This is a genomic window from Collinsella aerofaciens, from assembly GCF_039758965.1.
GTDB lineage: Bacteria > Actinomycetota > Coriobacteriia > Coriobacteriales > Coriobacteriaceae > Collinsella > Collinsella aerofaciens_BR.
Window position 1 is genome coordinate 1 of record NZ_JBDMSL010000004.1, and the last position, 25189, is coordinate 25189.

Sequence of the window (25189 nt, forward strand, 5' to 3'; positions counted from 1 at the left end):
CCTCTCGGCGGCCTTGCGAAAAACAAATCCAAGTTAGACCATTTCAAATGGTTCGATGTCTGCCCGGATGCGACACAGCTTGTGTGTCCATCCTCGCAGTATCCGGTTCTCAAGGTGCACGCTTTGCGGCTGATCCGGTCCGACCGGGCCGCGCGGCAAGGAGATATATTGCCAGACCGGAGGGGCCCCGTGGGCGGGAATCTGGGCGTACACATTTCCTACACATCTTGGAATCCGACTAACGTTTGCCAGCCGTTGCCTACCGCTCGCCGAGCATCTCTTTATATAAGGCAGTCTCATGGTTAAAGCGGATACGTCCCCCTAGCTAAAGCACAGCCAGCATCGAGCAACTCATCACGTTCTTCCACCGAGAACCCCTCGGCGTAGACGCGCACCACTGGTTCAGTCCCACTAGGACGGACCAGCAGCCACGTGTCATCCTCGAATGCCAAACGCAAGCCATCCATATGACTAACGTTTTGCGGCACCTTGCCACAAATCGACTTGGGGTTTACGCCCGGCAGCAGGGTTCGTAACGTTTCGGCATCTTCGGCCTCAAGGCGCAAATCGCGTCGACCGTAACTCGTTTTACCAAAACTGTCCTCGAGTTGGTCGACCAGAACGCCCAAAGGCGCGTCCGTCTTTGCCATAAGCTCACACAGAATCAGACAGGCGAGGATTCCATCGCGCTCGGGCATATGCGCGGCGATGCCGATACCACCGGCTTCTTCGCCGCCTATGAGGACGCCGCCCTTCTTCATCTCTGCTGCTATATATTTGAAACCGACTGGTTTGACGGTCACGCGGCAGCCAAGCGCCTCGGCAATGCGACGCACGAGCGTCGAGCACGAAAGATTGACGACGACGCGCCCCTCCAAATTACGAAATTGAACCAAGTCGCCCAAAACGAGCGCCATGATCTGATGCGGATGTATATATCTGCCGCGCTCGTCAACCGCGCCGATGCGGTCGGCGTCGCCGTCGGTCACCAGGCCAGCGCAAGCTCCGTCCTCGATAACCGTGCGCTCGCAAGCGTCCACCCACGGCTCAACGGGGTCGGGGCAGATATCTTCTTGGTCAGACGCCTGCCCGGCGTGAATCTCGTGCACCTCAACGCCAAGCTCGCGCAGCAAGTCGGCTAGATAGCCCTGGGCTGCGCCGCCCATGGGATCGACAACCACGCGCAGGTGCGCGGCGCGGATGGCTTCGGCATCGACAAACGATGCCACCGCCTGCATATAGTCAGGAATGATATCCGCGGTGCGATATTGCCCCTCGATCCCCATTGGCTCGGGAGCCATAGTCTCTTCGAGCTCTTCGATGACATCCTGGTTGGCGGTCGAGCCGTCACCCATGCGAATCTTGAGGCACAGATAGCCCTGCGGATGATGGGACCCCGTCACCATGAGCGCGCCGCACGCTTCACCGTCATAAGCCGCCGCCCACGTAAGGGCAGGGGTCGGGACAGGTCGCGAAGCGAGCACGGCGTCTAGCCCGTGCGCTGCTAGCACGCCCGCCGCAAGCTCAGCGAACTCGCGCGCCAGGGGCCGGGTGTCGAACCCTATATATACCGTTTTGCCCGGATTGGTCTTTTGCCACAACTCGCCGACGGCATCGGCGATACGGGCAACGTTATCGGCAGTGAAGTCCTCATCGACGCGAGCGCGCCAACCGTCAGTTCCAAAATGAATTATCGCGCACACGCGCAGACACCTCACAGTGTTTGGATCATGGTACGCATGGGGTATACCCGCAACATGCACTCGGCAACCTGCCGGCACCAGCATTCACCATTTGGGCAAATGCTGCCGAGGACATGCAAGCAATAAAAAAACCGCCCCGTATGGAGCGGTTTGCCCTTTATATATCGAGCGCCTCGGCCATCGCGGCCGTAGTGATTGCCGTGGTTCCACAGCAACTGCCCACCATTGCGGCACCGGCATGTCTCCATTCGATGCATGCGCGCGCGAAAGCTTCGGGGTTCTCGTGCCATACGGGGCCATCCTGAGTCTGGACCGGATCGCCTACGTTGGGACGCACCGTGACGGGAGTAGTCGCCGATGCAACCATCCTGGGCACCGCCGCGTTCGCGGCCGCAAGCGAACAGCAATTAACACCAACCGAATTTGCGCCGTGTTTTTCGGCGTACAAAACGGCTGCCTCGATGTTGAGGCCATCGCCCAGCAGGTCGCCTTTATCGTCAACGACAAAACTCACCAGAACAGGCATGCCGTCGGCGGCATCTCGGGCGCCGGCAAGCATGGGCTGCAGATTACGGATAGACGTCACCGTCTCGATCAGCAGACCGTCAACACCAGCATTGAGCAAGGCGTGCGCCTGTTCGCGCGCAATGCCGCGGATTTCACGATACTCGACAGAGTCCTCGGCAAACCACTCAATACCGATCGGGCCCATTGAGCCCAGCAGTAGCTGAGGGTGCGCCTGGCGGGCATCGTCGACGGCCCCGCGATTGACCTCCGCCACGGACGGCGCAATCTGGTCGTGCTTGAGGGCATAGCTCGATGCCTGAAAGGTATTGGTAATGAGCACCTGCGCGCCGGCGGCGACATACAAGCGATGGATACGAGAAACGGTCTGCGGCTCTGCCAGATTCCAAAACGCCGGTGGAATGTCGGCGGCATCGTACTCACTCAACAGAACACTGCCCATGGGGCCCTGCGCCAACAAGGTCTCGCTCGACAAGCGGCGCGTAAGTTCCTCGGCACCAAAGCGGTTGTAATAACTCGTATCCATATATATCCCGCTATTCCTCGACGCTGATTCCCTGCTTTTCGAGATAGGCGAGCCAGCGGCTCATCGTGTCCTCGGATAGCGCATGCTCCATCATGCAGGCCTCGGAATCGGCTCGCTCAAATTCGACACCGAGCTCCTGAACCAAAAACGTGCGGATGAGGCGATGACGGTACCAGATAGCCGTGCCAACCTCGCGGCCGCGATCGGTCAGGATCACCTTGCCGTAGTGCGATTGCTCGACAAGCTCGGATGCCTTGAGCGCCGAAACCGCTTTATTGACCGATGCCTTGGAGACGCCAAGGCGCTGCGCGATGTCGACCGATCGCACGCCGTTGGTTTCCCCCTCTTCGCTTTCAATGCGAACCATGCACTCCAAGTAGTCTTCGTTCGCCACCGTCAGATGTAGTTCGCGCGAGCTATTTGTCGTATCCATGATCTTCCGTCCCTTCTGCATTCAATGGCTGATTCTACCCCATCCAAGCGTCGTGGTATGCCGTGGCATACCGTGCTAGAGTTCTTGTTGCACACGACGACCAAGATTGGAGCGGTCTTTATGGAAAACACCACCACGAGCCCCGATGTCCTCGAACGCTTTTTGCGCTACGTCCAGATCAACACGCAGTCCGAGGATGCAAACTGCGACCAGGTACCCTCGAGCGCCGTTCAGTTTGACCTTGCCAACGTGCTGGCTGAAGAGCTGCGCGAGCTTGGTGCGGAAGATGCCCACGTGACCGAGCACGCCTATGTCTGCGCGCATATCCCCGCAAGTGCGGGCGCTGAGGACAAGCCCGCCCTGGGCCTGATCGCCCATCTCGACACCACCGAAGTTGCACCGGGTGCCGGCGTGAAACCGCACATCGTACACTACGAAGGCGGCGACCTGGTCTGCGGCACGGTTGACGGTAAGCCCGTTGCCATGAGTACCGCCAAGCTTCCCGCCCTGAACGACCTCGCAGGTGAGGACCTGGTCTGCAGCGATGGCACCACGCTGCTGGGCGCGGACGACAAGGCAGGCGTCGCCGAGATCATGTCGCTTGTCGCGCGTATCGCTCAGGACCCTTCTCTGCCCCATCCCGCACTCGGCATTTGCTTCTGCCCTGACGAGGAGATCGGCCACGGAGCCGAGCTGTTGGATATCGATACCTTTGGCTGCAAGTACGCCTACACGGTCGACGGCGGCCCCATCGGCGAACTGGAGTGGGAATGCTTTAACGCCGCCGAGGCGACCGTCTGCTTTGAGGGCCAGTCCATCCACCCGGGCGACGCTAAGGGCCGTATGGTCAACGCAGGCAATCTGTTCTGCGACTTCAACGCGTTGCTCCCCTACGTACAGCGCCCGGAGTATACGGAAGGCTACGAGGGCTTTTATCACCTTGAGGGTGTATCTGCGACCGTCGATCACGCCACAGCGCGCTATATCGTCCGCGACCATGACGCCGCCAAGTTCCAGCAGAAACTCGACCTTATTGATGCCGCCGCCTCGATGCTCAACCTGCGTCTGGGTGAGGAGCGCGTGACGGTCGAGATTAAGCAGCAATATCGAAATATGGCCGAGATCGTTCGTGACTATCCCGAGCTTATTGATGTTGCCAAGGAAGCCTACCTTGCCTGCGGCGTTGAGCCCCAAGTGCTGCCGATTCGCGGCGGCACCGACGGCGCGCAGCTGTCGTTCCGCGGTCTGCCCTGCCCCAACCTTTCCACCGGCGGCTATTGCTACCACGGCGTCAACGAGTTCGTCCCGGTCAGTTCGCTCGTCAAGATGACCGACGTGCTCCAGGAGCTCGTCGCCCGCTTTGCATAGGGAACTCGAACAATCTAGGTAAGCAAAACCGCCCCGTCCTCAAAACCGAGAACGGGGCGGTTTTTGGTGCAAGGGGAGTAGTCAGCACCGCAGGTTGAGCCAACGTCAGCGAGCGATGTCCAAGGCGAACAAGTTGGCATGAAAAAGGCAGGGCATTGACCTTCTGGTCATGCCCTGCCTTTTGAATGACAAATTGTCGCCTTGGGCGGCGCGCAGCGTCGAGCCGTTACGGCGTTTGGTAAAACGCCGTAACTTAGTAGTTAGCCTCGTAGCCGTTGCCGTCGCCGGTCGGCTCTTCGTAGTAGTCCGAATCGCTCGAATCGCTTGAGTCATCGGGATCGTCAGAGCTGACCGATGAGGTTGCGGTACCGTTTGCGTAGTCGTCAGACGTGTTGTTGTTCAGGTCGCCGATCGTAGAGCTGGAACCGTCGGAAAGACCCATGGTGTTGGGACCCTTGGGATCCTTGCCGGCATCGACGCGCTCCATCATTTCCTTGAGCTCGTCCTCGTAGACAAAGACGTAGCTCACACCGTCGATCATGGTGCTGTCGTCGGCGTACGAGGGCAGGTTGGCCGAGTAGATACCGTCGACATCCATACCGCGCATGGCGTTGACCGTAGCCACGATATCCTGAACGCTCATATCGGTTACAAGCATATCGGACAGCGAATTAACCAGGCCAAAGATCTTCGTGGCATCGAAGTTATTGAGAATCTGGTTGGCAAGGGCGCCAAGCACCTGACGCTGGTGGCGCATGCGCGTGTAATCGCCGTCGGCATAGGTGTAGCGGCAGCGGGCATAGGTAAGGGCGGTGGCACCGTCCATATGCTGCTGGCCAGCGGTAATCTTGATATCCAGGTGCTCGGGGTCGTCAACATCATCGGTTGCGTTAATGTCGATACCGCCAACCGAATCAATCAGCGCCTGCATACCGTCGAAGCTGACCTCGGCATAGTGGGAAATCTGAACACCGCACAGCTCGTTGACCGCCTCGACCATGGCCTCGGCACCGCCAACGGTATGGCAGGCGTTGATCTTCATGGTCTCGCCCTTGTACTCGACCTTGGTGTCGCGCGGAACGGAAATGAGCGTCGCCTGCTTTTGCGTGGGGTCGATGCGTGCCAAGATAATCGAGTCGGCACGATACGTATCCTCGCCCGGACGGCCGTCGGTGCCAAGAAGCAGCACGTAGAACGGATCCTTTGCCTCATCAGTGTCAACCAGAACCCGACGCAGATTGTCGGTAATGACATTAGAATCGCCGAGCTTGCCCATAATGGTGGCAAACCACAGGCCGGCAGCGGTAGTGGCACTCAGTAGCACGCCAAGCACGACAATGAGCGCGACGTGACGAATCGTGTGGCTACGACGACGTTGGCGAGCGCGCTCGGAATAGCGAGCCACGTTATCGCGACTGTAGATCTTGGCCTGCGCACCAGTTGAGGGTCTTCGGGTGCTAGTATCCGCGAGGGGCTTTTTATTAAACATAGGCAACCTGTATTAGTAGATGACGGGATCGGGGACGGTAGCATGCTCGACATGCGCGCCGAGCGCCTGCAGCTTTTCGACAAACTGCTCGTAGCCGCGCTTGATGTGATGGATGGCCGAAACCTCGGTCGTCCCGTCGGCGATCAAGCCCGCTACGACGAGGGCCGCTCCGCCACGCAGATCGGGCGAGGTAACCTGTGCACCCGAGAAGCCCTTAACGCCATGAATCATGGCATGATGGCTCTCGATACGAATGTCGGCGCCCATGCGCACCAGCTCAGAGGCAAACATAAAGCGATTCTCGAAGATGTTCTCGGTAATAACGGAACTGCCGTCGGCAAGGGCGGAGAGCACCATAATCTGCGCCTGCATGTCCGTCGGGAAGCCGGGGAACGGAAGCGTCTGGATGTCGACCGGCTTGATACGCTCGGCACGGTTTACATGGACGCCATCCTCGACGCGCTCGCAGTCGATACCCATGAGCTCCATCTTCTTGAGCACCATGCCCAAGTGAATGGGGCAAAAGCCCGTGACATCGACACCGCGATCGTCGGCCATCAACGCACCGGCAACGATAAAGGTACCGGCCTCGATGCGGTCGCCTACTACGCGATGGGTAACAGGATGGAGCTCTTCCACGCCTTCGATAGTCACGACGGGCGTGCCGGCGCCAACAATCTTGGCGCCCATCTCGTTGAGCATGTTGGCGAGATCGACGATCTCGGGCTCGCGGGCGGCATTGTCGATAACCGTGGTACCCTGCGCGCGCACGGATGCCATAATGAGGTTCTCGGTCGCACCGACACTGGCAAACTCGAGCGTGACGGTGGTACCGCGCAGGCCTTGGGGCGCATTAGCGTTGATGTAACCGTGGGCGGTATCGAACTCAACGCCCAGGGCCTCGAGACCCAGAATGTGCATATCGATCTTGCGAGCACCCAGGTTGCAGCCGCCCGGCATGGCAATCTTGGCGCGATGGAAGCGGCCCAGCAGGGGTCCCATGACAGCGGTGGAAGCACGCATCTTAGCGACGAGCTCGTAGGGGGCCTCCCAAGAATCGACCTGAGAGGTATCGATCTCGAGCGTGTGCTCGTCGAGAACATCGATCGTAGCGCCCATGCCCTTGAGCACCTTGCCCATCACGTGAACATCGGAAATATCGGGCACGTTCTGCAGCGTCGTCTTGCCCGGCGCCAGAAGCGTTGCCGCCATGAGTTTGAGCGCGGAGTTCTTGGCACCCGAGACGGGCACGGAGCCTCCGATGGCGTGGCCACCCTCAACGCGGATAATATCCAAGGTCTACCCTTTCAAAAAGCATGCCCGGGGTGGCTGGGCCATCCCGGGCATGATGTGTTCGCAAATGGTCGAACGCTAAATCGTTTGACTATTGGGCAAGCTTGAGCTTACACCATGCGATTTCATTATAGAGGTAGGCGCGGCGTGCATCATCCTCCGACAAATTACCCAGCTTCTCTTCAAAACCTTGAATATCAGCTTTAAGCTTGTCGGCATCGACGGTCGCCAAATCGCAAGCGCGCTCGGCGAGAACGGTCACGACATCGTCCGCAACCTGGGCATAGCCGCCGGCCACGGCAAACGTGTGGTCGACAGTGCCCATGGCCTTATCGGAAACGCGAACGTAACCGCGGTCGATCGTGCAGATCTCGCTGGAGTGAGCAGGCAGAACGCCAAACTCGCCATCCGTGGACGGAATCGACACAAACGCAGCGTCGCCCTCATAGGCGCAGCTCACGGGGCACACGATGCGGATACGCATAACCTACTTCTCCCCCATCTTGCGGGCGCGCTCGCGCACGTCCTCAATCGTGGAAGCATAGCGGAAAGCCTGCTCGGGCAGGTCATCGGCCTTGCCGTCGACAATCTCGGCGAAAGAGCGGACGGTATCCTCGACGCGGACGTAGACACCGGGGTTGCCGGTGAACTTCTCGGCGACGTGGAAGGACTGCGAGAGGAACTGCTGAATCTTACGGGCACGGTTGACCGTAAGGCGCTGTTCCTCGGACAGCTCGTCCATACCCAGAATGGCGATGATGTCCTGAAGGTCGGAGTACTCCTGCAGGAGCTCCTGGACCTTGACGGCGACACGGTAGTGCTCCTCGCCGACGATCGAGGGATCGAGAGCGTCGGAGGAAGACGCGAGCGGGTCGATAGCCGGGAACAGGCCGAGCGACGAAATGCTACGCGAAAGAACCGTGGTGGCGTCGAGGTGCGTAAACGTCGTGGCAGGCGCCGGGTCGGTCAGGTCGTCTGCGGGGACGTAGACAGCCTGGACGGAGGTAATGGAACCCGTCTTGGTCGAGGTAATGCGCTCCTGGAGGTCGCCCATCTCGGTTGCCAGCGTGGGCTGGTAACCAACGGCGGACGGCATACGGCCCAGCAGTGCGGAAACCTCGGAACCTGCCTGGGAGAAGCGGAAGATGTTGTCGATGAACAGCAGAACGTCCTGGCCACGATCACGGAAATACTCAGCGGTGGTAAGGCCGGCCAGACCGATGCGCAGACGCGCTCCGGGCGGCTCGTTCATCTGACCATAGACCAAGCAGGTCTTGTCGATAACGCCAGACTCGCTCATCTCGAGGAACAGGTCGGTGCCCTCGCGGGTACGCTCGCCGACGCCGGTGAACACCGAGGTGCCGCCGTGCTCCTGGGCGAGGTTGTTGATGAGCTCCTGAATCAAAACGGTCTTGCCGACGCCAGCGCCGCCAAACAGACCCGTTTTGCCGCCACGGATGTAGGGCTCGAGCAGGTCAACGGCCTTGATGCCGGTCTCGAAGATCTCGGTCTTGGTGGTGAGCTCGTCGAAACGGGGCGCTGCATGGTGGATGGGGTAGAACTCCTCCACCTCGGGCATGGGCTTGCCGTCGACGGGCTTGCCCATGACGTTCCAAATACGGCCGAGCGTCTCGGGGCCAACAGGCATCTTCATGGGCTCACCGGTATCGGTGGCGATGAGGCCGCGCTGCAGGCCGTCGGTCGAGGACATGGCGACCGTGCGGACGACGCCGCCCGGAAGCTGGCTCTCGACCTCGAGGATCGTGCTCAGATGACCGATCGGGGTCTCGGCCTCGACCGTGAGCGCGTTGTAGATCGGGGGCACCGCACCGTCAAACTTGACGTCGACGACAGGACCGATGATTCGCACGATGCGACCATCACCGGCAGTCGTCTTCTTGGTGGCTTCCTCGACCGCAAGCTTTACGGTGTTATTAGCCATTACTGTTCCTCCAATGCTGAGGCTCCGCCGACGATCTCGTTAATCTCGGTCGTGATCGAAGCCTGGCGCACGCGACTATACGTGCGGGTAAGGGTCGAGATGATCGCGGTAGCGTTTTCCGTCGCGGAGTGCATGGCCTTGCGGCGTGCACCCTGCTCGGCAGCCGCCGAATCGATCAGGGCCTGGTAGATGACCGTCAGGATATAAGACGGTACAAGCTTGCCGAGAACATGCTCGGGAGAGGGCACGAACTCGAACGTGGACGAGATGCGCTTAGGGGCGTCGGTCTCGTTCTTACGCGGACCGTGGGCCATAGCGATCATCTCGGGGTCGAGCGGCAACAGATGCTCGACGCGAAGCTCCTGATCCACGCGGTTCTTGGCGTGGTGGTAGACAAGCTCGACACGGTCAAGCTCACCGGCACGATACGCATCGCAGATATGAGAGGAGATCATGCGGGCCTGATTGAAATCGGGCTCGGAGGAGTTGCCCTCAAAGTGCATGACGACGTTTGCGCGGTCACGGAAATACGTGGCCGGTTTGCGCCCGCACGCGATGATCTCGCACTCGATGCCGTCGTTCGCCCAAGAAGCGGCGAGCTTTTCGGCCGTGCGCTCCACCGTCGTATTGAAACCGCCGGCAAGGCCGCGGTCCGAGGCAATAACGACAATCAGGCCATGCTTGACGCTCTCATGCTTCTGCAGCATGGGATCGGTGCCCGAACAGGAGGCGTCGCCGGCGACCGTCAACATGACGTCGGTCAGCGCCTCCTTATAGGGCTCGGCCTGCTTGGAGCGATCGAGGGCACGACGGATCTTGGCCGTAGAGACCATCTCCATCGTACGCGTGATCTGCTTGGTCGTGGTAACCGAGGAGATTCGCTTCTTAATGTCGCGAAGGTTGGCCATGGGGCTTAGTTCTCCTCTGATCCAGAAACATCCGAATGGTGCTTGGCCATGAACTGCTGCTTGAAGTCGCCGATGACGCGCAAGAGCTCAGCCTTGGTGTCATCATCGATCTTCTTGGCGCGAACCTTGTCGAGCAGCGAGCCAAAGCCATTGTCCATGTACTCGATGAGCTCGGCACGGAAAGGCAGCACGTCGGCGATCTCCAGGTCATCCAGGAAGCCCTCGTTGCCAGCGAACAGCGTAACGATCTGCTCGCCAACCTCAAACGGCTTGTAACGCGGCTGCTTCAGGAGCTCTGTCATGCGGGCACCATGGGTCAACTGCTTCTGAGTAGCCTCGTCGAGGTCGGAGCCGAACTGCGTAAAGCCGGCGAGCTCCTGGTACGAAGCGAGGTCCAGACGGAGGTTGCCGGCGACCTGCTTCATGGCCTTGGTCTGCGCATCGCCACCGACGCGGGACACGGAGATGCCCACGTCGACTGCCGGGCGCTGACCCTGGAAGAAGAGCTCGGACTGCAGGTAGATCTGACCATCGGTAATGGAAATGACGTTGGTCGGAATGTAAGCCGAGACGTCGCCGTCCTGGGTCTCGATGATCGGAAGAGCCGTCATGGAGCCGTAACCGTTCTTCTTGGACATCTTGACGGCACGCTCGAGCAGACGAGAGTGCAGGTAGAAGATGTCGCCAGGATAGGCCTCGCGTCCGGGCGGACGATGCAGCGTCAGCGACATCTGACGGTAGGCCACAGCCTGCTTGGACAGGTCGTCGTAGATGACGAGCACGTGGCCGCCGGGGTTGGTCTCGCTGGCGGGCTTACCGTCCTCGCCGTTGTACATGAAGAACTCGCCGATAGCGGCACCGGCCATAGGCGCGATGTACTGCATAGGGGCGGAATCGGCAGCGGTGGCCGAAACGATGATGGTGTAGTCGAGCGCACCGTGCTGAGCGAGGGTCTCGCGGATGTTGGCAACCGTGGAGGCCTTCTGGCCGATGGCGACATAGATGCAGACCATGCCCTTGCCGCGCTGGTTGAGGATAGCGTCGATGGCGATGGCGGTCTTACCGGTCTTACGGTCGCCGATGATGAGCTCACGCTGACCGCGGCCAATAGGCACCATGGAGTCGATAGCGAGCAGACCGGTCTGAACCGGCTCGCACACCGGGGTACGATCGATGACGCCGGGAGCCTTGAACTCGATGGGGCGACGGTGCGTGGCGACGATGTCGCCCAGGCCGTCGATGGGCTGGCCGAGCGGATTGACGACGCGGCCGAGCATGGCACGGCTCACGGGGATATCCATAATGCGGCCAGTGGTGCGGCACTCGTCGCCTTCCTTGATGGAGTCGACGGCACCAAACAGAACGGCGCCGACCTCGTCACGGTCAAGGTTCTGGGCAAGGCCGAAGACGGTCTCACCGGTATCGGAGCTCTTGAACTCCAGAAGCTCGCCTGCCATGGCGCTCTTGAGGCCGGAGACGCGCGCGATGCCGTCGCCTACCTCGTCGACCGTTGAAACCTCATGCGTATCGACCGTCGCGGAGAGGCTCGTGAGCTGCTCCTGCAGTTTCTTGGCGATATCCTGGGCATTGAGGGTTTCGGACATTAGGCTTCACCTCCGTACGAATTAGCAGAGTTTGCGAGGGTCTCCTGCGCGATGCGCAGCTGCGTCTTGACGGAGATGTCACGACGCTCGCCGCGGGCCTCGAGCACCAGGCCGCCCACGATAGACGGGTCGACCTGCTCGATAAGGAATACCTTGCGGCCGAAGTCCTGCTCGCATTTCTTAGTGATGGTTTGACGCAGCTCGTCGTCGAGCGGGATCGCCGTGGTGACGGTCACGCCCACTACATCCTCGTCTTCCTCGGCAACATACTTAAAGGCAGCTGCCACCTTGGGAAGAAGGTCGAGCTGGTCGCGCTTGGACATGGTGTCGAGCACGGCGATGATCTCGGGGCTGGCGCTAGCCAGGCGCTCGATCATCTCGAGGTCCTCGAACACATGGTTCTCGGCCTTGGCGGCTTCCAAAAGGGAGCGCGCGTAGGTCTCGAGTACCTTGTCCTGATAGCGGCTAGTCGGCATTCAGGCTACCTGCTTCCTGGATGTAGCGCTCGATGAGCTTCTTCTGCTCGGACTCGTCCTCGAGTGCCTCGCCCACGATCTTGGTGGCGACGGCAACGGACAGGTCGGCGATGGAGTTCGCGGCACCGGCGTAGATGGACTTGCGCTCGTCCTCGACGGTCGTATGGGCCTTGGCGATGATCTCCTCGGCCTCCTTGTGAGCAGCCTCGATGATACGGGCGCGCTCGGACTCGGCGTCCTTACGGGCCTCGAGAACGATGTCGGCAGCCTGACGACGGGCGTCGGTGACGATCGAGTCGGACTCAGCGCGCTTGGCGATAGCCTCCTGCTTGGTCTTCTCGGCCTCGTCGAGGCTCTCCTCAATCTTCTTGCCGCGCTCCTCCATGGTTTTCATGATGCCCGGCAGGGCGACCTTGGCCAGCACGATCCAGATAATCAGGAAGGCGATAAGCGCCGGGATGAACTCCGCCATCTTAGGGATGAGGATGTCCGCACCGGCGGCGCCGTCCTCGGCGAACGCGGAAACCGGCATGAGCAGCGCGGCCGCGGACGCGGAGAGTGCGATCGCGCTCTTCTGGGATGAAAGATTCATACTTGACGCTCCGTGCTATTTAACGATCAGCGCGACAACGAAGCCGATCAGAGCCAGAGCCTCGCCGAAGGCGGAGCCCATGATGAAGACGGTGAACACGCGGCCCTGGACCTCAGGCTGACGGGCCATAGCACCCGTAGCACCCAGAGCAGACAGGCCGATAGCAAGACCAGCGCCGATAACACCGAGACCGTAACCGATAACTCCCACGATTCCTCCTTTGTCGTGCGTGTCTTATTTCACGCAGGATAACCTTTTTATAACTGCCGGGCTCCATGGGTACGGGCACCGGCGGTTTAACGAATTGCCTTACCTTTAAGGCGCGAACGGAAGACTACTCCTCCTCCGCGACCTCCTCTGCCTCGGAGACATACACGGCGGTAAGGACCGTGAAGACGTAAGCCTGGATGGCGCCGACCACAAGCTCGATCGCATAGATCAGGATGAGGATGGCAAGCCAGGCCAGCGAAGGCAGGGCGCCGACGGCGTGGGCCGCGGAAACCTGCTGAAGCAGCGGCTGCATGAACATGCTCGCCATGATGGCAAACGAGCCCATGACCACGTGTCCTGCGAACATGTTGCAGAACAGACGGACGGCAAGCGTGATGAGGCGCAGGAAGGTCGAGAAAAGCTCGACGACCCACACGAGCACGTTCATCGGGAAGCTCACGCCCTGCGGGGCGAGGCTCTTGATGTAGCCGATCAGGCCGTGAGCCTTGCATCCGTAGTAGATGAAGTACACGAAGGCGAAAATGGCGAGTGCGGCGGTGGAGCCGATTGCGCCGGTGCCGGGCTTCATTCCCGGGATCAGGCCGATCATGTTATTGATCAGGATGAACAGGAAAAGCGAGCACAGGAATGGGAAGTGCTTCTTCCAGTTCTCACCCACGACACCCTTGCCGATATCGTTCTCGACGTACTCGATGATGTACTCGAAACCGTTGACGAAGAAGCCCTTGGGAACCAGGGTCTGCTTCTTCTTGAACACGGCCAGGACGATCAGGAGCACGATCGTGGAGACGATCAGCCAAAACGAGTACTGCGTGATGCCGCAGCTCAGATCGCCCACGACAGGGGTGGAGCTGAACTCGCTGACCAGATGATTAATCTCATCAGGCAGCTTTTCAAAAATTTCCACGACTTACCTTTCGACCTCATGAGGATCTCGCAGCGCCTTGGCGACGCGAACCGTGCAGGCGGCCATAAAGGCCACGAAGCCGATCGCCTCGCCCAGGAGGAACATACGAAATGCCTCTCCGAACAACGCAAACACAACCAGGGTAAAGACGAGCAGGGCGACTGCCGAGACCGCCAGACTCACCATACCCTTGAGCATGTCCGCATTCTGTTTATCGTCAAGAACCGGCTTGAGCGTAAAGACAAAGGGAAGGAAGGCAATTGCGCCCGCGATGGCGCCTGCAACGATAGCGAGCAGATCGGCTATCTGAAACATTGGCGTCCTCACTTTCCTTTTTTAACGCCTCACAGAACAGTTCCCGCCAAACATTGGTGACTATTGTACGAGCCAATCGCTAAAGTACAACCGAAAAAGCATCGGTTAATACGCACCTGTTCGTTTTCTTAAGACCTTCTTTATGCCGCAGGTACGGTAATACGTTTTTCTCGAACCCTGCAGGGCAAAACGTCCGTTAACAGGAGTGCGCGCGGTCGCCTTTTGTTCGACCGCGCGCACCGTTTCTTCGTATTTGCAGCCGCGGCCGTCTTAGCCCAGCGACTAGAGCGTGCCGAAGATGCGGTCGCCGGCGTCGCCGAGGCCGGGAACGATGTAGGCGGCCTCGTTGAGATGGTCGTCGATGGCGCAGGTATAGATATGCACATCAGGATCCTTCTCAGTCAGCGACTTGAGGCCCTCGGGGGCCGCGACGATGCACAGCATGCAGATGTCCTTGACACCGCGCTCGCGCAGGTAGCTGATGGCCATCTCGGCCGAACCGCCCGTGGCAAGCATGGGGTCGACGACCAGGCAGATGCGCTGGTCGATATCCTTGGGCATCTTGCAGTAATACTCGTGCGGCTCGTGGGTGACCTCGTCGCGCTCCATGCCGATGTGGCCCACGCGAGCGGAGGGCACCAGGTCGAGGATGCCGTCGACCATGCCAAGGCCCGCACGCAGGATGGGCACGATGGCGAGTTTCTTGCCGGCAAGCTGTTTGAACGTGGCGGTAGTGATGGGGGTCTCGACCTCGACGTCTTCCATGGGCAGGTCGCGCATGGCCTCGTAGCCGTCAAAAAGTGCGAGCTCGCGCACAAGCTGGCGGAACTGGTTGGTGCCGGTGTTTTTGTCGCGCAGGATCGACAGCTTGTGCTGGACGAGCGGGTGGTCGACAAGCGTCACACGGGACGCGTCGTAGGTGACGGTCATGGGTTGATTGCCCCTTTCGTTGCGGCCGCAAAACGACCTTGCTGACAAGGCGCGAAGCAATGTTGCCGCCGCACGCCATGCATTAGTTTAGCGGTTTGTTATATCGAGCAGCCCATCACAGCCCTACTGTGCGATGCTGAGCGAGCGCCTGACTGCATCACGCCAGCCCGCAAGGTTTTGCTCGCGGCGCTCGGCGGACATGTGGGGAAGGAAGGTCCTAACGATCTGGGCATTTTGCTCCAGTTCTTCCAGGTCTTCCCAATAGCCGACGGCAAGACCCGCCAAGTACGCGGCACCGATTGCCGTGGTCTCCACCGTCTCGCATTGCAGCACGGGGATATCCAGCAGGTCGGCCTGGAATTGCATGATGAACTCGTTGCGTGAGGCGCCGCCATCGACGGACAGGCGCTCAATCGAAAGTCCCACGTCCTGCTCCATGGCGCGCAGCACGTCATAACTCTGGTAGGCCATGGACTCGCAGGCCGCACGCACAATGGTCGCGCGACTCGAGGCACCGGTCAGGCCGCACACGATACCGCGGGCACGCGGGTCCCACCAGGGAGCGCCCAGGCCAGCGAAGGCGGGGACGAAGTAGCAGCCCTCGTTGTCGTTGATCGAAGCGGCGAGTTGCGCGGACTCGCTCACACTCGAGATGATGCCCATGTTGTTGCGCAGCCAGTTCATGGTTGAGCCGGCGGCAAAGATAGAACCCTCGAGCGCATAGCTGATCTTGCCGTCCGCGGCGATACCGATCGTGGAGACCAGACCGTTCTTGGATTCGACGATCTCGTCGCCGGTGTTCATGAGCATAAAGCAACCCGTGCCATAGGTGTTTTTGGTCTGGCCGGGATGGAAGCAGCAGTGGCCGAACAGCGACGCCTGCTGGTCGCCCGCCACGCCCATGATGGGTGGCATGTTGGTCATGATGTCGCTCGCGACGCGGCCGTAGTCGCCCGAGCTCCAACGAACCTCGGGCATCATGGAACGTGGGACGTCGAAAAGCGCCAGCAGATCGTCGTCCCAATCGAGCGCATGGATATTAAAGAGCGCGGTGCGGCTGGCATTGGTGTAGTCGGTGGCAAAGACCTGACCGCCGGTGAGGTTGTAGATGAGCCAGGTGTCGATGGTGCCGAACATGAGGTCGCCCGCCGCCGCGCTCTCACGCGCACCGTCGACGTTATCGAGAATCCACTGCACCTTGGAGGCCGAGAAATACGGGTCGAGCGTAAGCCCCGTGCGGGAGCGCACCAGCTCTTCTGCGCCCTGCTCAACCAGCTCGTCGATCAGAGGCGCGGTGCGACGGCATTGCCACACGATGGCGTTATAGATGGGCTGGCCGCTTATGCGGTCCCACACTACCGTGGTCTCGCGCTGATTGGAGATACCGATGGCGGCGATGCGGTCAGAATGGATGCCGCTCTTAAACTGAACCTCCATCATCACGCCGATCTGGCTGGCAAGCACCTCCGTGGGATCCTGCTCCACCCAGCCGGGGCGCGGGAAGCTGGTTTTGACGCTACGGCGCGCCTGGGCGACGATGCAGCCGTACTCGTCGACGATGGTCGCGAGTACCGAGGTGGTGCCGCAGTCGAGCGCCATGATGTAGGAACCGCCAAAGCTAAACGAGGCGTCTTCCATACCCAGGCTACCTAGATTCAACGACATCGCTTACACCTTTCTATTGCATCGGGTCGGACAGGACCCGTTCGATCTCTGATGCGGGAAGCGCGCCTTGGCGCAGGATCCGGAGCTCGCCGTGCTGAAACGACACGATGGTTGAGGCGTCGCGACACGGGGTCTCACCGGCGTCGACAGCCACATCGACCCCCTCCAGGATGCGACCCTCGACGGCGGCAAAGCTTGCCGGCGAAGGCGCGCCGTGTGTGTTGGCGCTCGTGCAGGCAAGGGGACTGCCGCAGGCGCGGATGAGCGCTTGGACCACGGGCGAGGCCGAAGCGCGAAGTGCCACCGTGTCGTCGGCGGCGCGCATAAAGGTCGGCACGCAGGGGGCCGCCTTGACCACGATAGTCAGGGCGCCCGGCCAGCATCGTCGGGCGAGCACGCGGGCCTCGTTAGGGATATCCACGCCATAGCGGTCGAGTGCCTCGGCATCATCGACCAGCCAGGCAACCGTTTGGGTGAGCTCGCGCTGCTTGAGGGTAAAGATGCGACGATATCCGGTACCGAGGGCGGGGGCCGCGGCGCCGTTGACGGTGGCCTGCGGATCGCGCGGCCACGGCAGAGGTTCACTTGTATCTTGTGGAACGGCATCCGAGAAGGCGTTGACCGCCACGGCGACACCGTAGACCGTCTCGGTTGGAATAAGCGCCAGGCCACCGCGACCGAGTAGCTCGGCCGTGCGCTCGACTGCAAGCCGATGCGGCTCGCGCGCTCCCTCGTATACCCGATAGACCGTCTGCATGTGTATGCCAGCCCCTTACGCTCTAGTGCAAGTTTGTTTACTGTGGGGCATTCTCGCACGAAACGTTCAACCTATTTGCCCAGAGCGCATGTTGGTTTGGTGAGCGGCTCTAGTAGTCGGTGAAAGTGAGGGGGTTATTGGACAGCTACGAACTTCTTTGGTCTTCCGGCGTGACGTTCTTGGGCGGCGTAACGTTCGATGCTGTCTATCGTTATCATCCGACGACCGTCGACGAGTTCAACATCGAGCTTTCCGGCTTTGACCAGCGCGGTGATCCGCGGAGCGGAGACTTTGAGGTCCAGTGCTGCGTCTTTAAATGTGCGGCACGCCGCTTCCCGAGCGCCCTCGTGGTCGATTTCGACTGAAAGGGCCACGACCTCGGCCGAGCGTTCGTACCCTGCCGGAGTCAAACCGTTGTTGAGATCGTCGGCCAAAAACGCCATCAGCGCCTCGGTGGCATGGGCAATCGCTTCTTCGCGCGTATCGCCATCGGCAAAGGCGCCGGGAATCTGCGGGAAGCTGGCGCAGTAACCGTCGTCTTCTTTTATGAGAACGCAGTCATAGGTAAATCGCTGCCTCATTTTGCCTCCAACTACCATCCAGCTTGGCGACGAATACTTGCCCACGTGCCCTTCTTTGGTCGATCACCACCAGAGCCGTTCACGGTGACAGCACGGTCACCAGAAACATACTTAGCATGACTACCGACTTGCGCGACCTTCACGAATCCATCGTGCTTGAGTAGGGCAATGATTTCCCGAAAGGTAGGAGGTTGCATGGGCCGACCTCTTTCAGCCGTCCTAATTATAAACTACTTTATAATTTTTGCTAACCAGTTAATAAATATTACTGGCGCTGTTTGGGCTCGGTGACGATGGCTCGGACGATGCGGGGGCGATCGGTGAGGTCGTGGACGATACGCACGTCCGAAAGGCCTGCCTGGCGACAGAGCTCGGCCGCGGCATCGAGGGCGCCCTCGTAGAGCTCGCAGGCAAACAGGCCGCCGGCGCGCAGCATGTAAGGCGCCGCATTGAGCAGGCGGCGGAAGATGTCCAGGCCGTCGGCACCGCCCTCGAGCGCCAAGTCGGGCTCAAAGTCCTTGACCTCGTGCGGCAGCGAGCGCATGACGCCGGTCGGGATGTAGGGCGGGTTGGAAACGAGCACGTCGAAGGTGCCCCACTCTTCGCGGGGAATGGAGCTCACCAGGTTGGTGAGACTAAAGGCAACCTCATCTGCCGTGAGGCCGAGCGCGTCGCGGTTTTTGGTGGCCAGATCGATGGCGCGTGGCTCGATATCGGTGGCGGTGCAGGTAACGTGGCCGCGGCGCTCCCAGGCAAGGGAGAGCGAGATGCAGCCCGTGCCGCAGCCGACCTCGAGAACGCGGGCGATACGGGGCTCGGCTGGGGCAGGCGCAGCGGCATCCTGAGCCGAAGCCGTCTCCTGGCCGGCACCCTCGATGGCGATGCCGTATTCGTCGAGCTCGGGCTCGGCGGCTTCCGCGGCTTCGGCTTCTGCTGCCTGCGCGGCGGCTTCCTCGGCCTCGCGGTCGGCCAGCTCCTCGGCATAGGCGCGGCTGCCCAATACGTCGCCACCTAGCGCCGCCTCGTCGGCGGCCGTCAGGTTAGCGGCACGGCGCTCGGCGGTCGCGCGTTCGTCTGCCAGCGCGGCCTCGGCCTTGCGTGCCTCCTCAACCTCATCGTTCCAGGGCAGCTCAACGCGCTGACGAGCGGCAGCCTCGGGGCTCAGCACCTCGGCATCCAGATAATTGAGGACTTCCTCGACGAGCATCTCGGTCTCGGGACGCGGAATGAGCACGCCGGGGGCGCACGCGACGTCGATCATGCGAAACTGCGTGCTGCCGGTGATGTACTGCAGCGGTTCACCTTTAGCGCGACGAACAACGGCCGCGTGCATGGTCTCGAGCTGAGCCGCGTTAAGCGTCTCGTCCATACGCATATATAGGTCAATGCGCGCCAGGCCCGTGGCGGCGCACAGCAGCCACTCGGCAGAAAGACGGGGGTGCTCCTCGCCGCGCTCGGCCAGATACTCCTTGGTCCACTCGAGACAACGCTTGATGGTCCAAATCTCGTTTGCCATGGGGCCCTCCCCTCTTAAGCGCCGGGCGGCGCGCGAATGTCGGAGCAGATTGTACGCGAGGCCAGCGCTTGGCAAGGGACAATTGAAGGCGATTATCGAGAATCAGCCCAGATTTTTGCTTGGAACCTGCCTGAAATGTTCATTCATCGACGTCTAAATCTGCATTCGTCAAGCTTTTGGCAAAGTTGCCCCCAACCTGACCAATATCTAACCAAGAACTTGCCAAATCACTTGACGCGCGACGCGGTAAAAATCACCCCGCGACTTCTTGAACGATTTTTCGAGCAATATTTTCAATTGCAGATGAAGGCTGCTGATTACTTTAAGCAGTTAGACAGCTTAATTTCTAACAAAGCAGATTAAATAAACTTGAAAAGTAATTTACCCAACCTAGTCATTTAAGAACGTCCCCAATGACTACCCCGCATCCGGAGCAAGGCAACGCCGCAGGTAGAGGGCGGACAGCGAAAACGCCCCTAAGCGAGCAAGGTGACGTGAAAGAGGAGGGAAGCGTACTTTGGTACGCGACCGACGATTGAACGTCAGATTGCCGCTTGGGGGCGTTTGCAGCGTCGAGCTGTTACGCGGTTTGGTAAAACCGCGTAACCCACTACACAGCCTGTGCCAGCTTCTCGGCTCGCTCGGCGGCGGCAAGTGCCTCGATGACGGTGCCGAGCTGATCGCCCAGAAGGACGCCGTTGTAGGTGGAGTTGAAGCCGATACGATGATCGGTCACGCGGTCCTGGGGCTGGTTGTAGGTACGGATCTTCTCGGAACGGTTGCCGTGACCGATCTGGCTCTGGCGCTCGGCGCCGAGCTCGGCCTGCTGCTTCTCGAGTTCCATCTCGTACAGACGGGCACGCAGCATCTGCATGCAGACCTCGCGGTTCTGGATCTGGGAACGCTGCTCCTGCGACTGCACCACGGTATTGGTGGGCAGGTGGGTGATGCGCACGGCGGAGTAGGTGGTGTTAACGCACTGACCGCCAGGGCCGGAGGCGCAGTAGGTGTCGATGCGCAGGTCGGACTGGTTGATCTGAACGTCGATCTCCTCGGCCTCGGGAAGCACGGCGACGGTTGCCGTGGAGGTCTGGATGCGGCCCTGGGACTCGGTCTTGGGGACGCGCTGGACACGGTGCACGCCGGACTCGAACTTCATAACGGAGTAGACGCGGTCGCCCTCGACCTTGAACTCGATGGACTTAAAGCCGCCGGCCTCGCTGGGGCTGGAGTCGAGCACGGTGGTCTTCCAGCCGCGCGACTCGCAGAAGCGCTGGTACATCTTGTACAGATCGCCGGCAAAGATGGCCGCCTCGTCGCCACCGGCGGCGGAGCGGATCTCGACGATGGTATTCTTGTCGTCGTTGGGGTCGCTCGGGATGAGCATGTACTTGATATCTTCCTCGAGCTGGGGGAGCTTGGCCTCGTTCTCGGAGATGTCCATCTGGAGCATCTCCTTCTCGTCCGCGTCGGTCGTGTCGCGGAGCATTTCCTTGGCGGCCTCGATGTCATCGAGCGCGCCGATGTACTCGCGCGAGGCCGCGATGAGGTCGGACTGGTGCGCGTACTCCTTGTTGAGACGCGTGAACTCCTTAATATCGGAGGCGACGGCCGGGTCGGAGAGCTTCTTCTCGAGCTCCTCGTAGGCCTTGATGATCTTTTCGAGCTTGTCGCGCATGGCGGGACTCCTTTATATGCGTGAAGGTGAAAATCGGCAGAGTTGATGGGGCGCGCGGCGCCACTGCGGGGGTAAGCCCGGCTAGAACATGTCGATCTTCAGATACATGCGCATCCCTTCGCGTATGGGGTACATAGTTGCGGTCTAACCCATACATGATAGCGTGCGCAGGCAAACCTGCATATAACCCGCACGGAATGAGTGGACGTAGCCGTTGGGGACGTTCCTTAACGACTAGTCGTTTAAGAACGTCCCCAACGGCTACCCAACGGCTAGCAAAGGGACTGTCGCTTTTTCGCATTCTAGAGCGTCTGAAGCAGAGCGACGAGGAAGCGGATGCCCTGGAGGTAGGCGCGGCGGGTGATGCGCTCGTTGGTGCCGTGGACGCCGCGATCACACTCGTCGTCATCAACCACAAAGGCCGAGAAGCGAATGCACTCAGGGCAAATGTGCTGGTAGTTGGCAGCGTCGGTCGCACCGATCACGGTCGAGGGCACAATTGCCACTGGCTCGAATGATCCATTTTCCTCCGTCCCCTTTGGATCACGGAAATAGCGGGCAGCGATGGAGCGAACCGCCTCGAGGCCGGGACCACCGATGCGCGGGGACGGCGAGGGTTCGGAGCTGCCGGGGCCCAGCTCCACTTCGACACGACCGGCAAGGTCCGTTGCGGCAATTGCCTCACGGCAGCGCGCCACAACGTCGGCCACGCTCGTGCCCTCGAGCATGCGGAAGTTAATGTTGGCCCACATATCCTGCGGCATTACGTTGGCGCCGGTGCTGCCGCCCTCGATTTGCGTGGGCGCGCAGGTGGTCGTCACCAGCGGATAGAGCTTCTTGCTGGCAAGGCAATCGCGGACAATGGCGCCCCCGTTGGCGGCAATTTCATCGGCCGTGTAGAGCCCTAACTCGACAAGCTGGGCGGCAAGCAAGTCGGTCACGCGCGTCGGCCACTCGATATCGCAGATTGTGGCGATAGCACGGCTCAGCACCTCGAGTGATGTGCCACCGTAGGGGTTGGAAGAATGTCCACCCACGCTCTTTGTCTTGAGCACGATATCGGCATAGCCCTTCTCCGCGAGGCCGGCATGCATAAGCCAACCCTCGCCCGCGCTGTACTCGGCAGCCGAAACGATGCGGTAGTCGCCCTCGTCGATCAGGTACTCAAGCTCAATGCCGCGCTCCTCGAGCGCGCGGCCGATGGCGCCTGCACCGTACTGCGTTGTCTCCTCGTCCTGGCCAAAGGCCAGGAGCAGCGTGCGCTCGTGCTGCCAGCCGTGCGCCAGCGCATACTCGACAGCCTCGAGAATACCTGCGACCTGGTCCTTCATGTCGATCGCGCCGCGGCCCCAGATATAGGTGTCGTCCACGTGCCCGCTAAAGGGGGCATGCGTCCAGTCGGCCTCGGTACCGGGCACCACGGGGACCACGTCCATGTGGCCCATGAGCATGACGGGTTTGAGGGCAGGGTCGGAACCGCTAAGTGTCACCAACAGCGAATGGTCGATAAGCTCGACCTCGCGCGCCGCAAATACGTGCGGCCAGGCCTGCTGCATATAGGCGCGCAGGTCGTCGAAGGGCTGCCAGTCCACCGCCTCGGCATCCATGCTCGAGATGGTCGGAAACGACAGCACGCGGCCCAAGCGCTCGCACGCGCCTGCCTCGTCTATATCGGCAAAATCGTCCTCATGCGCAAAGAAGTGCCAAACCTCGGCCATGCCATCCTTTCGATTGTGACGACAAAGGCCGCCCCACGGGAGCGGCCCTGCAACGCAAGCGTTTGCGGTCGGTTATTTGTCCTCGAGATAGCGAGAGAGGAACTCGCGAGTGCGCTGGTGTTTGGGGTTGCCGAAGAGCTCGGCCGGCGCGGCATCCTCGAGCACCACGCCCTTATCCATAAAGATCACGCGGTCGGACACGGTTCGGGCAAAGGCCATCTCGTGCGTGACGACGACCATAGTCATGCCGTCGGCAGCGAGCTTGCGCATGACCTCGAGTACCTCGCCCACGATCTCGGGGTCGAGTGCGGAGGTCGGCTCGTCAAACAGCATGATCTGCGGATTCATACACAGGGCGCGCGCGATGGCCACGCGCTGCTTTTGGCCACCGGACAGGCGACCCACGGCGGCATGCGCGAACTTCTCGAGCCCCACGCTCGTCAGATGCTCCATCGCGACCTTCTCGGCCTCGGCCTTGCTCATCTTTTTGAGCGTGACGGGCGCAAGCGTGCAGTTGTCGAGCACGTCCATGTTGTTGAACAGGTTAAAGCCCTGGAACACCATGCCGATGTCCTCGCGGAGTTTATTGATATTGCAGCGCTCGGCCGTAAGGTCCTGGCCGTGAAACCAGATATGGCCCGCGTCCGGGGTCTCGAGCAAGTTGAGGCAGCGCAGGAAGGTCGACTTGCCCGAGCCCGAGGCGCCGATAATGGTAACGACCTCGCCGGGGTTAACGGACAGGTCGATGCCCTTGAGCACCTCGAGCGAGCCGAAGCTCTTGCGCAGGCCCTCGACGCGGATGAGCGGCTCATTGGTCTGTGCGGCGGCCGCGGTGCCAGTAGTGGCGGTATCTGCCATGATGATTCTCCTCGTCTTGAGCCTAGTTGGAGCTGGGCAGCGTTGCCGGGGCCTCGGCGCCGAGCTTTTTGCCAAAGGCCTCGAGCAGGCGGCTCGCCACGAGCGTCAGGATCAGGTAAACCACGAGCGCCACGCAGTAGACCTCCATCTGGCGGTAGTACACGCCGGCGACAGTGGTGGTGGCGTACATGAGGTCGAACACGCCGATGACCGAAAGCACCGACGAGTCCTTGATGTTGATGATGAGCTCGTTGGTGAGTGCGGGGATCGCGTTTTTAATACCCTGGGGGAACACGACCTTGCGCATGGCCTGCCACTGCGACAGACCCAGCGAGCGCGCCGCCTCGGCCTGGCCGGGATCGATGGACTCGATACCGCCGCGCAGGACCTCCATCATGTAGGCGGTGGAGTTGAGCGAGATGGTGACAAGGCCGGCGGTGAAGGTACTCCAGATCTGGTTGGCCTGGGCGGTCTCGAAGCCCATGCCGCGCAAAACGGTGAAGCCCGCGTAATAGATGAGCAGGCCCTGAACCATCATGGGCGTGCCGCGCACGATGGTGGAGTAGACAGTCGCAAAGCCGCGGCCGATGCTCTTAAAGAAGCGCACTAGGTCGTTGTCCACGCGATCGAACGTCTGAATACGCAGGAACACAAAGAGCAGTGCCAGGAAAAAGGCGATGACGGTACCGAAGGTCGCAAGTGCGATGGTGATCTCGATGCCGCGGATAAAGAAGTCGCCGCTCTTGTAGGTCATGTAGACCAGGCTCGACAAAAAGTCGCTGGGGTTGGAGTCCGAGACAATGCTCACTTGCACCAGGTCGATAAATGACATGACGCAGCGGTCGACAAAGAAGATCGCCGCGATGGCGACCACGACGTAGCTGCCCAGGCGCGCGCCGCGACGGAAGCGCTCGGAAGCAAACGGCGACGTTTCGCGATAGTCGTTCCAGTGCATGAGTTTGGTGACCAGCGCCGCCGCCGACACGACGAGCCAAGCCCAAAGAATCGCCCAAAGGCAGTCCTGGAAGATTCCGGTGGGCGCCAAGAAGCTCAGCGGCGTGGGGTTACGTTGGCTAAACGCCAGGCCGAGCGCCGCGATAACACTCGTGCCCAGATATACATAGCGATGGTCGGCCTTGATAAAGGAGGCCAGACGATTGATGGTTTTCATGCT

26 protein-coding genes are annotated in these 25189 nt (G+C 60.6%); 2 read left to right on the forward strand and 24 right to left on the reverse strand.

Features of this window, described 5'->3' with window-relative positions; genetic code table 11:
* Window positions 1-302 precede the first annotated feature (302 nt).
* From ABHU32_RS01825 to ABHU32_RS01835, 3 genes are all read right to left on the reverse strand, one after another.
* Window positions 303-1703, reverse strand: coding sequence for a phosphohexomutase domain-containing protein (locus tag ABHU32_RS01825; RefSeq protein WP_148331849.1), 1401 nt, complete (start codon window positions 1701-1703; stop codon window positions 303-305).
* A gap of 157 nt (window positions 1704-1860) precedes the next feature.
* Entirely contained in the window at window positions 1861-2754 is an 894-nt protein-coding gene (locus ABHU32_RS01830; protein WP_006235725.1) for a homocysteine S-methyltransferase family protein, read from the reverse strand.
* A gap of 10 nt (window positions 2755-2764) precedes the next feature.
* Window positions 2765-3187, reverse strand: a complete 423-nt coding sequence (locus ABHU32_RS01835) for a metal-dependent transcriptional regulator (RefSeq protein ID WP_040359600.1) — start codon at window positions 3185-3187, stop codon at window positions 2765-2767.
* Between the two features lie 120 nt (window positions 3188-3307).
* Here ABHU32_RS01835 and pepT point away from each other — a divergent pair, with 120 nt between their 5' ends.
* A complete protein-coding gene (gene pepT / locus ABHU32_RS01840; RefSeq protein WP_346978681.1) occupies window positions 3308-4555 on the forward strand; it encodes a peptidase T in 1248 nt (415 codons plus the stop codon).
* 253 nt (window positions 4556-4808) lie between these two features.
* Here pepT and ABHU32_RS01845 read toward each other — a convergent pair whose 3' ends face one another.
* The 17 genes from ABHU32_RS01845 to ABHU32_RS01920 form a co-directional block, all read right to left on the reverse strand.
* Window positions 4809-5960, reverse strand: coding sequence for an LCP family protein (locus tag ABHU32_RS01845; RefSeq protein WP_346978682.1), 1152 nt, complete (start codon window positions 5958-5960; stop codon window positions 4809-4811).
* A gap of 96 nt (window positions 5961-6056) precedes the next feature.
* Window positions 6057-7340 carry a UDP-N-acetylglucosamine 1-carboxyvinyltransferase gene (gene murA, locus ABHU32_RS01850; RefSeq protein WP_035138796.1) on the reverse strand — a complete coding sequence of 428 codons (1284 nt, stop codon included), beginning with the start codon at window positions 7338-7340 and terminating at the stop codon, window positions 6057-6059.
* An 88-nt stretch (window positions 7341-7428) separates the two neighbouring features.
* A complete protein-coding gene (gene atpC, locus ABHU32_RS01855) occupies window positions 7429-7821 on the reverse strand; it encodes an ATP synthase F1 subunit epsilon (RefSeq protein ID WP_006235718.1) in 393 nt (130 codons plus the stop codon).
* Window positions 7822-7824: 3 nt separating this feature from the next.
* Window positions 7825-9279: a F0F1 ATP synthase subunit beta gene (gene atpD, locus ABHU32_RS01860; RefSeq protein ID WP_346978684.1), complete on the reverse strand. Its 1455-nt coding sequence runs from the start codon at window positions 9277-9279 to the stop codon at window positions 7825-7827.
* Window positions 9279-10187, reverse strand: coding sequence for an ATP synthase F1 subunit gamma (gene atpG / locus ABHU32_RS01865; protein WP_006235716.1), 909 nt, complete (start codon window positions 10185-10187; stop codon window positions 9279-9281). The genes atpD and atpG overlap by 1 nt, the downstream gene beginning before the upstream one ends.
* A gap of 5 nt (window positions 10188-10192) precedes the next feature.
* The gene (atpA, locus tag ABHU32_RS01870; protein WP_035138794.1) at window positions 10193-11791 is read right to left on the reverse strand and encodes a F0F1 ATP synthase subunit alpha; all 1599 of its coding nucleotides are present in this window, start codon (window positions 11789-11791) and stop codon (window positions 10193-10195) included.
* Window positions 11791-12267, reverse strand: coding sequence for a F0F1 ATP synthase subunit delta (locus tag ABHU32_RS01875; protein ID WP_006235713.1), 477 nt, complete (start codon window positions 12265-12267; stop codon window positions 11791-11793). Before ABHU32_RS01875 ends, atpA begins: the two co-directional genes overlap by 1 nt.
* Window positions 12257-12859, reverse strand: coding sequence for a F0F1 ATP synthase subunit B (atpF, locus tag ABHU32_RS01880; RefSeq protein ID WP_346978685.1), 603 nt, complete (start codon window positions 12857-12859; stop codon window positions 12257-12259). Before atpF ends, ABHU32_RS01875 begins: the two co-directional genes overlap by 11 nt.
* 15 nt (window positions 12860-12874) lie before the next feature.
* A complete protein-coding gene (locus ABHU32_RS01885) occupies window positions 12875-13069 on the reverse strand; it encodes an ATP synthase subunit c family protein (protein ID WP_022094262.1) in 195 nt (64 codons plus the stop codon).
* Between the two features lie 124 nt (window positions 13070-13193).
* The gene (atpB, locus tag ABHU32_RS01890; RefSeq protein WP_346978686.1) at window positions 13194-13997 is read right to left on the reverse strand and encodes a F0F1 ATP synthase subunit A; all 804 of its coding nucleotides are present in this window, start codon (window positions 13995-13997) and stop codon (window positions 13194-13196) included.
* Window positions 13998-14000: 3 nt separating this feature from the next.
* Window positions 14001-14312: a hypothetical protein gene (locus ABHU32_RS01895; protein WP_118376864.1), complete on the reverse strand. Its 312-nt coding sequence runs from the start codon at window positions 14310-14312 to the stop codon at window positions 14001-14003.
* A gap of 282 nt (window positions 14313-14594) precedes the next feature.
* A complete protein-coding gene (upp, locus tag ABHU32_RS01900; protein ID WP_346978687.1) occupies window positions 14595-15242 on the reverse strand; it encodes a uracil phosphoribosyltransferase in 648 nt (215 codons plus the stop codon).
* Between the two features lie 123 nt (window positions 15243-15365).
* A complete protein-coding gene (gene glpK, locus ABHU32_RS01905; protein WP_346978688.1) occupies window positions 15366-16907 on the reverse strand; it encodes a glycerol kinase GlpK in 1542 nt (513 codons plus the stop codon).
* Window positions 16908-16920: 13 nt separating this feature from the next.
* The gene (locus ABHU32_RS01910; protein ID WP_346978690.1) at window positions 16921-17664 is read right to left on the reverse strand and encodes an L-threonylcarbamoyladenylate synthase; all 744 of its coding nucleotides are present in this window, start codon (window positions 17662-17664) and stop codon (window positions 16921-16923) included.
* Between the two features lie 134 nt (window positions 17665-17798).
* Complete coding sequence (locus tag ABHU32_RS01915; RefSeq protein ID WP_346978691.1) at window positions 17799-18290, reverse strand: type II toxin-antitoxin system HicB family antitoxin; 492 nt, start codon at window positions 18288-18290, stop codon at window positions 17799-17801.
* Window positions 18257-18442 (reverse strand): type II toxin-antitoxin system HicA family toxin, encoded by a 186-nt coding sequence (locus tag ABHU32_RS10060; RefSeq protein ID WP_368156890.1) that lies wholly within the window; start codon window positions 18440-18442, stop codon window positions 18257-18259. The genes ABHU32_RS01915 and ABHU32_RS10060 overlap by 34 nt, the downstream gene beginning before the upstream one ends.
* A 68-nt stretch (window positions 18443-18510) precedes the next feature.
* Window positions 18511-19761 carry a N5-glutamine methyltransferase family protein gene (locus tag ABHU32_RS01920; RefSeq protein ID WP_346978693.1) on the reverse strand — a complete coding sequence of 417 codons (1251 nt, stop codon included), beginning with the start codon at window positions 19759-19761 and terminating at the stop codon, window positions 18511-18513.
* A gap of 36 nt (window positions 19762-19797) precedes the next feature.
* Between ABHU32_RS01920 and ABHU32_RS01925 the strand changes: the two genes are divergently transcribed.
* The gene (locus ABHU32_RS01925; protein ID WP_346978694.1) at window positions 19798-20124 is read left to right on the forward strand and encodes a hypothetical protein; all 327 of its coding nucleotides are present in this window, start codon (window positions 19798-19800) and stop codon (window positions 20122-20124) included.
* A 247-nt stretch (window positions 20125-20371) separates the two neighbouring features.
* Here the strand turns inward: ABHU32_RS01925 and prfA are convergent, their stop codons facing one another.
* The 4 genes from prfA to ABHU32_RS01945 all read right to left on the reverse strand — a co-directional run bounded on the left by prfA (window position 20372) and on the right by ABHU32_RS01945 (window position 25186).
* Window positions 20372-21439 carry a peptide chain release factor 1 gene (prfA, locus tag ABHU32_RS01930; RefSeq protein ID WP_346978695.1) on the reverse strand — a complete coding sequence of 356 codons (1068 nt, stop codon included), beginning with the start codon at window positions 21437-21439 and terminating at the stop codon, window positions 20372-20374.
* A 302-nt stretch (window positions 21440-21741) separates the two neighbouring features.
* Window positions 21742-23157: a M20/M25/M40 family metallo-hydrolase gene (locus tag ABHU32_RS01935; protein ID WP_346978696.1), complete on the reverse strand. Its 1416-nt coding sequence runs from the start codon at window positions 23155-23157 to the stop codon at window positions 21742-21744.
* Window positions 23158-23229: 72 nt separating this feature from the next.
* On the reverse strand, window positions 23230-24015 hold the full coding sequence (locus ABHU32_RS01940) for an amino acid ABC transporter ATP-binding protein (protein WP_346978698.1): 786 nt from the start codon (window positions 24013-24015) through the stop codon (window positions 23230-23232).
* A gap of 22 nt (window positions 24016-24037) precedes the next feature.
* On the reverse strand, window positions 24038-25186 hold the full coding sequence (locus ABHU32_RS01945) for an amino acid ABC transporter permease (protein ID WP_346978699.1): 1149 nt from the start codon (window positions 25184-25186) through the stop codon (window positions 24038-24040).
* Window positions 25187-25189 lie beyond the last annotated feature (3 nt).